The organism is Corynebacterium sp. 401_CJEI (genome assembly GCF_001076435.1).
Taxonomy (GTDB): Bacteria; Actinomycetota; Actinomycetes; order Mycobacteriales; family Mycobacteriaceae; genus Corynebacterium; species Corynebacterium jeikeium_D.
Genome location: NZ_JVIP01000016.1, coordinates 1 through 7,568 on the forward strand (window position 1 = coordinate 1; position 7,568 = coordinate 7,568).

Annotated in this window: 6 protein-coding genes and 1 tRNA gene; 4 read left to right on the top strand and 3 right to left on the bottom strand. The window is 58.0% G+C overall.

What is annotated here, in order from left to right:
* The first annotated feature begins 151 nt into the window (after window positions 1–151).
* Window positions 152–1,342: an IS1249 family transposase gene (locus ADM64_RS03835; RefSeq protein WP_162838042.1), complete on the top strand. Its 1,191-nt coding sequence runs from the start codon at window positions 152–154 to the stop codon at window positions 1,340–1,342.
* Window positions 1,343–1,471: 129 nt separating this feature from the next.
* Here the strand turns inward: ADM64_RS03835 and ADM64_RS03840 are convergent.
* A tRNA-Lys gene (locus tag ADM64_RS03840) sits at window positions 1,472–1,544 on the bottom strand.
* 652 nt (window positions 1,545–2,196) lie between these two features.
* Between ADM64_RS03840 and ADM64_RS03845 the strand changes: the two genes are divergently transcribed.
* Entirely contained in the window at window positions 2,197–3,366 is a 1,170-nt protein-coding gene (locus tag ADM64_RS03845) for a L,D-transpeptidase (protein WP_049193203.1), read from the top strand.
* A gap of 53 nt (window positions 3,367–3,419) precedes the next feature.
* On the opposite strand, the gene ADM64_RS03850 is transcribed toward ADM64_RS03845, so the two are convergent.
* Together ADM64_RS03850 and ADM64_RS03855 are read right to left on the bottom strand one after the other, a co-directional pair.
* Window positions 3,420–4,103, bottom strand: a complete 684-nt coding sequence (locus ADM64_RS03850; RefSeq protein WP_080985607.1) for a LuxR C-terminal-related transcriptional regulator — start codon at window positions 4,101–4,103, stop codon at window positions 3,420–3,422.
* Window positions 4,104–4,164: 61 nt separating this feature from the next.
* Entirely contained in the window at window positions 4,165–5,370 is a 1,206-nt protein-coding gene (locus ADM64_RS03855; protein ID WP_065421715.1) for a sensor histidine kinase, read from the bottom strand.
* Window positions 5,371–5,519: 149 nt separating this feature from the next.
* On the opposite strand from ADM64_RS03855, the gene ADM64_RS03860 reads away from it, so the two are divergent.
* Both ADM64_RS03860 and ADM64_RS03865 read left to right on the top strand, forming a co-directional pair.
* A complete protein-coding gene (locus ADM64_RS03860; protein WP_049193207.1) occupies window positions 5,520–6,536 on the top strand; it encodes an FtsX-like permease family protein in 1,017 nt (338 codons plus the stop codon).
* A 102-nt stretch (window positions 6,537–6,638) separates the two neighbouring features.
* The gene (locus ADM64_RS03865) at window positions 6,639–7,433 is read left to right on the top strand and encodes an ABC transporter ATP-binding protein (protein WP_049172923.1); all 795 of its coding nucleotides are present in this window, start codon (window positions 6,639–6,641) and stop codon (window positions 7,431–7,433) included.
* The last annotated feature ends 135 nt before the right edge of the window (window positions 7,434–7,568 follow it).

Sequence of the window (7,568 nt, forward strand, 5' to 3'; positions counted from 1 at the left end):
CAAAAAGTGTGTCTGACTTTCAGCATTACTGCTGATTAGGCTGGGTAAATCGGGCGGATATAAGCATCAAGACCTTATATCCGCCCGATTAGTGTTCAATCCACCGGAATGGCACCCGCATGTGCTAATCGGGGGTTGGTGTGCTTTCCGGGTGAGTAAAAACAGACCACGATGCCCGATATGCGCTGGGCAAATGAAGAAAAACGGAACCACTTCTAAAGGCACAACCAGGTGGCGATGCAAGGACCCGAACTGCGGCAGTTCCACGACACGAACCCGCACCGACCGCACGCAGACCCGCGACTTTAAAGCCTTCGTCTCTTATGCCACCTCCACAGCAACGTTGTCTGAACTCGCCCAGCAACAAGGGGTAAGCCGTTGGACACTTGACCGCCGATTCAAACCGTTCTGGCTCATCGACATCCCCAACGACGGTGACCCACAGCGCATCTACGACCAGATCTTCATCGACGGTACCTACACCGCCGCCGGATGCTTGCTCGTCGCAGCCAGCCACGACCACGTCATCGCATGGCACTGGACCAAACACGAAACCGCCCACGCCTACACGCAGCTACTCCGCAAAATCGCTGAGCCGCTCTGCGTCGTCCTCGACGGCGGACAAGGCGCACTTACTGCGATTAAAGCCTGCTGGCCGAACGCGATAATCCAACGATGCCTCGTCCATGCGCAACGCGTCATCCGCCGCTACACCACATCACGACCACGCACCGACGCCGGCAAAGCCATCTACGCCCTGGCGTTGAAACTGACCCGTATCACCACACTCGACCAGGCACGGGAGTGGACGCTGCGTCTGCACGACTTCGGACAGGTATTCAAAGCATTCCTCAACGAGAAAACGCCCGTGTCAAAAGAGCGCCGCACACTCAACAACCAGTGGGAATGGACCCATCTGCGAGTTCGCAAGGCATACAACTCCCTGCTGCACCTCTCACGGAAAGGATGGCTGTTTACCTACCTGCAGCCACCACCGAATGCGCTTGAGCCTCAACGCTGGGCTTCAACGACAAACAGTCTGGAAGGCGGCATCAACGCCGGGCTCAAACGCATCGCCGACGCGCATCGCGGCAGGTCCGGGGAACGCCAACGAAAAATGCTCGAGTGGTACCTGCACTCGAAAACGCAACTGCCTGACGACCCATTAAAGATCGCCAGGCAGTGCAATTTCGGCCAAGATCAACTCGCCAAAGTCAACGATCTTGTCGAAGAAGACCACAACAAAGCCGACCATGAAACAGGCCGACCAGCCTTCTACGACAACGCTATCCCAACCGAGTACGAACACTCGATAGGAATCAGAAAAGGCCCCATGAAGTAACAAACGGTGTGCCCGCCCCGCAACACGCCGAGCGGACACACTTTTTGCTACTTAACCCCAAGTTGGCGCCTACGCTTGTTATGCAACAAAAAGACCGGGAGGGTATTTCTACCTTCCCGGTCTGTATTGTGCGCCATCAGGGACTCGAACCCCGAACCCGCTGATTAAGAGTCAGCTGCTCTGCCAGTTGAGCTAATGGCGCTTACTGTTTCCTGCTTGGTGCTCTCTGTGTGAGCTCCTCGCCGGCAACGAGAAGATATATAACCAGGTTTCTGATTGTTTGTAAAATCGGCTGGTCAGATGCTGTTTTTGAATTGATGTTTTTGCATGTTTTTTGAAAGGTTTTGCGCAACCGTTTGAAAAAAGTTCAAAAATAGTTTGGAAATCCTCAAAGTGGGGTAGGGCCTGTATCAATGCCATCGACGTTGGGAGTGTGCATAGATGTCGGAGTTACGTTCGACAGTGTTCAGTAACGTCCGGAAGCGTCCGGTGGCACTTTTGAATAGCGAACTGATTACTTTTCGGTAACGCAGCTTCAAGGGGGCGCTGTTTTCCCAGGTCGGTTGAAGTGCCCCGGTTTTTTGGGGTTGCACAGCAATTTTCCAGAGGGTTAACTGTAGGAACCGTTGGGCTACTTTGCGTGCTGCGCCCTGTGAGGGGTTGATGACTGCGATTGGGCAGTCAATAAGGCTTTTCAGTTAGGGCGAGCGTTTTATCGGTGGCTAGTGCCGCTGCAGGGCAGTCTGACCTTTTTCGAGGGCGCACCAGGGGCTGTAGCAGGACTCCGCTGTGTGTCGCAGTGTGTCCCCGGGACTTACTACTTAATAATTGCACTGTTGGAGTGAAGCACGATCATGCGGCAATCTTTTAAGCGCCTGTCGATGGCGGTGGTGACATTTGCGACCACCATCTCGCTAGCTGCTTGTACCGTCGGCGGAGATAATGCCGAGCAGCAAGAGGCGGAGAAGCCAGACGTTGGTCTTGTCGCCAGTGTGAAGGACGACGCCACCGATGTTTCGGTGGTTGACCCGATTTCGGTTCAGGTGGAAGAGGGACATCACCTGGACAAGGTTGTTATGACCAACCCTGAGGGCAAAGAGGTCAAGGGCAAGCTCGACTCCAGTGGTACCAAGTGGACCACTGCAGAACCCCTGGGCTACTCAAAGACCTATGAGATTAACGCCACCTCGGGCACAGAAAAGCTGGCTACTTCTTTCACCACCGTCGAGCCGACTTCTCAGGTAAATGGTTACCTGTCCCCGCTGGATGGTTCCACCGTGGGTGTCGGTCAGACTATTGCTGTGAAGTTCAGCGCGAGTATTTCGGACCGCAAGGCTGCTGAGGAAGCAATTAAGGTGACCACCGAGCCTAAGGTGGAAGGCGCTTTCTACTGGCTGAATAACAGTGAGGTGCGCTGGCGTCCAAAGGAGTACTGGAAGCCGGGGACCAAGGTTACCGTGAAGTCCGATATTTACGGCACGGATCTTGGTGACGATATGTACGGTGCGGAGTCCGCCGAAACCAGCTTCACTATCGGTGATGAAGTCATTGCTATCGCTGATGACGCGACGAAGACCATGGTCATTAAGAAGAACGGTGAAGTCGTAAACTCCATGCCTATCTCTATGGGGTCGAATGTTCACCCGACTCCGAATGGCCAGTACATCATCGGTGATCGCAACGAGACCATGGTGATGGACTCTCGTACCTACGGCCTGTCTCTGGAAAACGGTGGCTACGTCACGCCGGTTAACTATGCAACGCAGATGTCTTACTCCGGTATCTACGTCCACGGTGCACCGTGGTCAACGTGGGCACAGGGCAGCGTCAACCAGTCTCACGGCTGCATCAACGTCACTGACGCCAACGCTAAGTGGTTCCTGGACAACACTAAGCGCGGTGACATCGTGATTGTGAAGAATACGATTGGTGAGACGCTCTCCGGTGTTGATGGACTAGGTGACTGGAACATTCCGTGGGAGACCTGGAAGAAGGGCAACGCCGACGAGACCAGCTCCTGGTAGCTCATGTCCTCTAAGTGAGGCCATCATTTAAGCCACGCGGGTTAGTCCGTTTCCTAATCACCCAACATTCCCAGCTCCTGCGCCCGAGCAACAGCCGCGGTGCGGGAGCTGACGTCTAGCTTGGTGAAAATATGTACCAGATGCGATTTCACAGTCGCTTCGGTGAGCACCAGCTGTTCTGCAATTTTTCTATTCGACATACCCCGCGCGACCAACTCGAGCACTTCGAGTTCGCGCGGGGTTAGTGCTGTACTGGGGTTGCGCATCCGACCCATCAAGCGCCCGGCCACTTGTGTGTTCAGCACGGTCTCGCCGCGAACGGCACGACGGATACCATCGATGAGCTCCTCCGGAGCGGCATCCTTCAGCAGATAACCAACTGCGCCTGCGGTGACAGCGCCGAGCACATCGGAGTCCGAAGAATAATTGGTCACCACCAACACTTCTGGGGCCTTTGCGCCGCGCCCGGCCAGTGCGCGGATGGCTGCGGTGGCATCAACTCCGCCTGCGCGGGTAGCAGTGCCAGGGGCCTCACCAAAGCGAAGGTCCATGAGTACCAGATCGATGTGGTCGCAAGAGTCGTCGTCAAGCGATGCGCGCACCTTCTCGACCGCCTCGTCACCGCTGGCCGCCTCGCCAACCACGACGATATCCGGCGCCGATTCAACGACTGCGCGAAGACCAGCGCGGACGATGGGGTGATCGTCGGCGATGAGGACTCCGATGGGCTTGGTCACCTGGCTAACTCCTCGGGTGATGTGAATGGTCGTTTCCTACCTGCATACCAGGCGCGGGACTTTAAGAGGCGAGCTCGTGCGGGATGCTGACGCTGACACCGCAGCCACGCCCCGGTTCCGACTCGATGGTGAAGGTGCCGCCGAGCTTCTCCACGCGTCGGCGCGCGTTGGCGATCCCCACGCTGTCGTCGTTAGTTGGTGCGGTGGGGTCGAAGCCGATGCCGTTGTCGACGCAGTCGAGCAGAACCTCGTCGGGCTGGTAGGTCAGGGTGACACGGCAACGCGTGGCGTGTGCATGCTTGACGACGTTCGCCAAGCTCGCCTGGGCCACCCTGATAATGGTTGCTTCGACGGTGGCCGGCAGCCGCGTGGGTGTGCCGTCGACGCAGAAGCTGACAGCATCGCCCAGCACCGTGGAGGAGCAGACCTTCTCCAACGCACCGGATAGGTCTGCGCCTTCGAGGGGAGCCGGCTGAAGTGCTGCGATGATGCGCCGGGTCTCGGCGAGATTGTCGGCCGCAACCTTGCGGGCGAGCTGTAGCGAATCCACCGAGGTCTGGTCATGCTGAGTGGGAGCACTTTTCATGCGGGACTCCACCGAATGCAGCAGCAGCTGGATGGAGGAAAGCCCCTGCGCCACGGTGTCATGAATATCGGCTGCGAGGCGTGCGCGTTCGTCCAGCTCACCGGCACGACGGGACAGTGCTTCCGAGTGGGCGCGGGCAGCTGAGAGCTCCTCCAGCGCCTTGGTCTTTTCGATAGTCTCCTTCTGCAGGAGCCGGAACCCCAGCCCCACCGTGAGTACAAACGTCCCACCCAGAATGGGGCCGAGGACACCACCAAATGTCAGCGGAGTATGGATAGCGATGGCGCCAATTGCCGTCGCCGTTGTCGCCGCCACCATGATTACGGCCATAAGGCCGCCGGTTACCTGCAAAATTACGAAAAACAGTGGGAAAACCAGGAACGAGGCGTCCAGCGTTGCAAACGCCAACGCCGCCCAGCACAGCAGCAGAATCACAAGCCAGCCCAACAGCAGGCCACGCGGCTTAGTCAGCGCGACCTCGTTGGCTACGTTGCCATGCCGAGCCTGCCCAATCGGCCCAATGGAACCTGCAATGTACACCGCTAGAAAGCACGCCGCATAGGTGATGATTCGCCACTGCGGATCCGGAACCACGCATACCGCCAGCAGCACCAGCACCAAAACATCCAGGGCAAACCGCAGTAATTGCCAGCTGCGATTCAGGGTCTCAGGAGTATCCACGCTCTCGAGCTTAGGGCAGTTCCACCTGCCAAAACACCGCTGACAAGCCGGAATTGTCAACATCAACCGAAAGTTGGAGACGAAGTTCAACCTCCCTGGCGATTAAATCCGCCTTTGAATCCACGACCATAATGAGTATGTACCAGTCAATGAAAGAACTTCGAGCCGCTCCAGGCCGTGCCGCACTGATCACCATCACCGTCGGCATGATTGCTGTGATGGTCACGTTCCTCTCGGCTTTGGCTGCCGGACTGTCAGCCCAGTCCGTCTCCGCACTTGACGAGGTCTACGGCAAAAACGACGCCGTCGTCATCTCGGAGGGGGCTACGTCGCTGTCGTCGTCAAGCATCGGCGAGACGGCGCGAAAGAGCGTCCAGACGTGGGCGAACGATAACAACGCCACCATCCGCGATGTCTACGTCAGTCGTGCGCGCGTCGATGAAACGCCCGTCACCGTCATCTCCGACTTTTCGCTTAACGACGACCAGGTGGCCGTCACCGACGGTGTCAGTGAAACCGCCATTGCGGAAGGTGACTCGCTGACCCTGTCTGGCGCGATGGGCGAGCACGAGGCCACCGTTGCGCGCGTGGCGGGGGATAAGTGGTTGGACCACCAAGCGGTCATTTATGCCGGGCGCGGTGTGATGGAAGACCTGACACCGGGGCAGATGGTGCCGGCGGCGATGGTTGTCGACGAGTCTGCGACGCAGCTGCCGAATGTCCCGGAAGGAACAATTCTGCGCGACGGCGAGCGCAATAACCTGTCGGCTTCCTATCAGGGCGAGCAGACCTCGCTGAACGCGATGACCTCGATGCTGTATGTGATTTCTGCGCTGGTGGTAGGCGCGTTCTTCACAGTGTGGACTGTTCAACGACTGCGTGGTGTGGCCATTTCCTCGGCGCTCGGTGCGTCCCGCTCCGTGCTGGTGGCTGACTCTCTGGCGCAGGTCCTGGCCGTGCTGGCAATCGGAGTCGGCGGCGGTGTTGCGGTGACTGCAGCGGCGGGCTGGGCTCTGCAGAGCGGCGACGTCATGCCAATTGTGGTCGATGCTTCCACGACCGTCGTGCCGGGGCTCATTCTGGCCGTGACCGGCGTAGTTGGTGCGCTGCTGGCACTGGTGCCGGTATTCCGCGTCGATCCGACCACCGCATTGGCGAATGCGTAGTGGCTCGTTAGCACGGCCTAGCACGGCGGCTTCCCACAGAACACTCACATCGTGTTAATCATGCACAACCTGCAACTGAGGAATTGAGGAATTGAGGACAAAATGACTACCTATATCGACAACCAGGCTCCCGTGGCACTCGCTCTGAAGAACATCTCGCTGACCGTCCAAGATGGCGACAACAAACGCACCATTTTGGATGACATCTCGCTGAAGATCCGGGCAGGCGAGGTAGTGGGACTGGTCGGACCATCGGGTTCCGGCAAGTCGACTCTGTTGACCATCGCAGGTTGTTTGAAGAGTGCCGATACCGGACATGTCACGCTGTACTCCAACAAGCAGGACGCGAACGGTGCAGGCGCGGACGAGAGTGCGGAAAGGAAGGCCATTGATCTGAGCGCTCGCGGCGCGGATGCTGCCAAGATTCGTCGCGAACACATCGGCATCGTTTTCCAGCAGCCGAATCTTCTGCCAGCGCTGACGGTCAAGCAGCAGCTCATCGCAATGCGGCGATTGGGCCGTGTTTTCGGGTGGCCCGCGGGTGGCCGTCGTGAAGCGGAGAAGCGCGCAGATGAATTGCTCGAGGCAGTCGGACTGGCTGGGCTGGGAGAACGTCGCGTGAGCCAGCTTTCCGGTGGTCAGCAGGCACGCGTCAATGTTGCGCGCGCACTGATGAATGAGCCGGAAGTGTTGCTAGTCGACGAACCGACCGCGGCTTTGGATCAGAAGAGTGCAGGGGCGGTGACGCGACTGATTATGGATGTGACGCGGAAGATGGGTGTGGCCACCCTGTACATCACCCACGACCTGGGGCAGCTCCACGGTGCCGACCGAATCGTGGAGATGGTTGACGGCAAGCTGCAGTCCGCGGATGCAGGCTTGGTGGCTACTCGGTAGTGACTATGGGGGAGGAGGCGGCATCGAAAAGGCTGGGTCAGATAACCACGCCGCCGGAAAGGCTCACATTTTTGGCCTTTAACCCCAGAAATTACGGGCTGCAAATGTGAAACTGTGTGAGTTTATGACACTTTC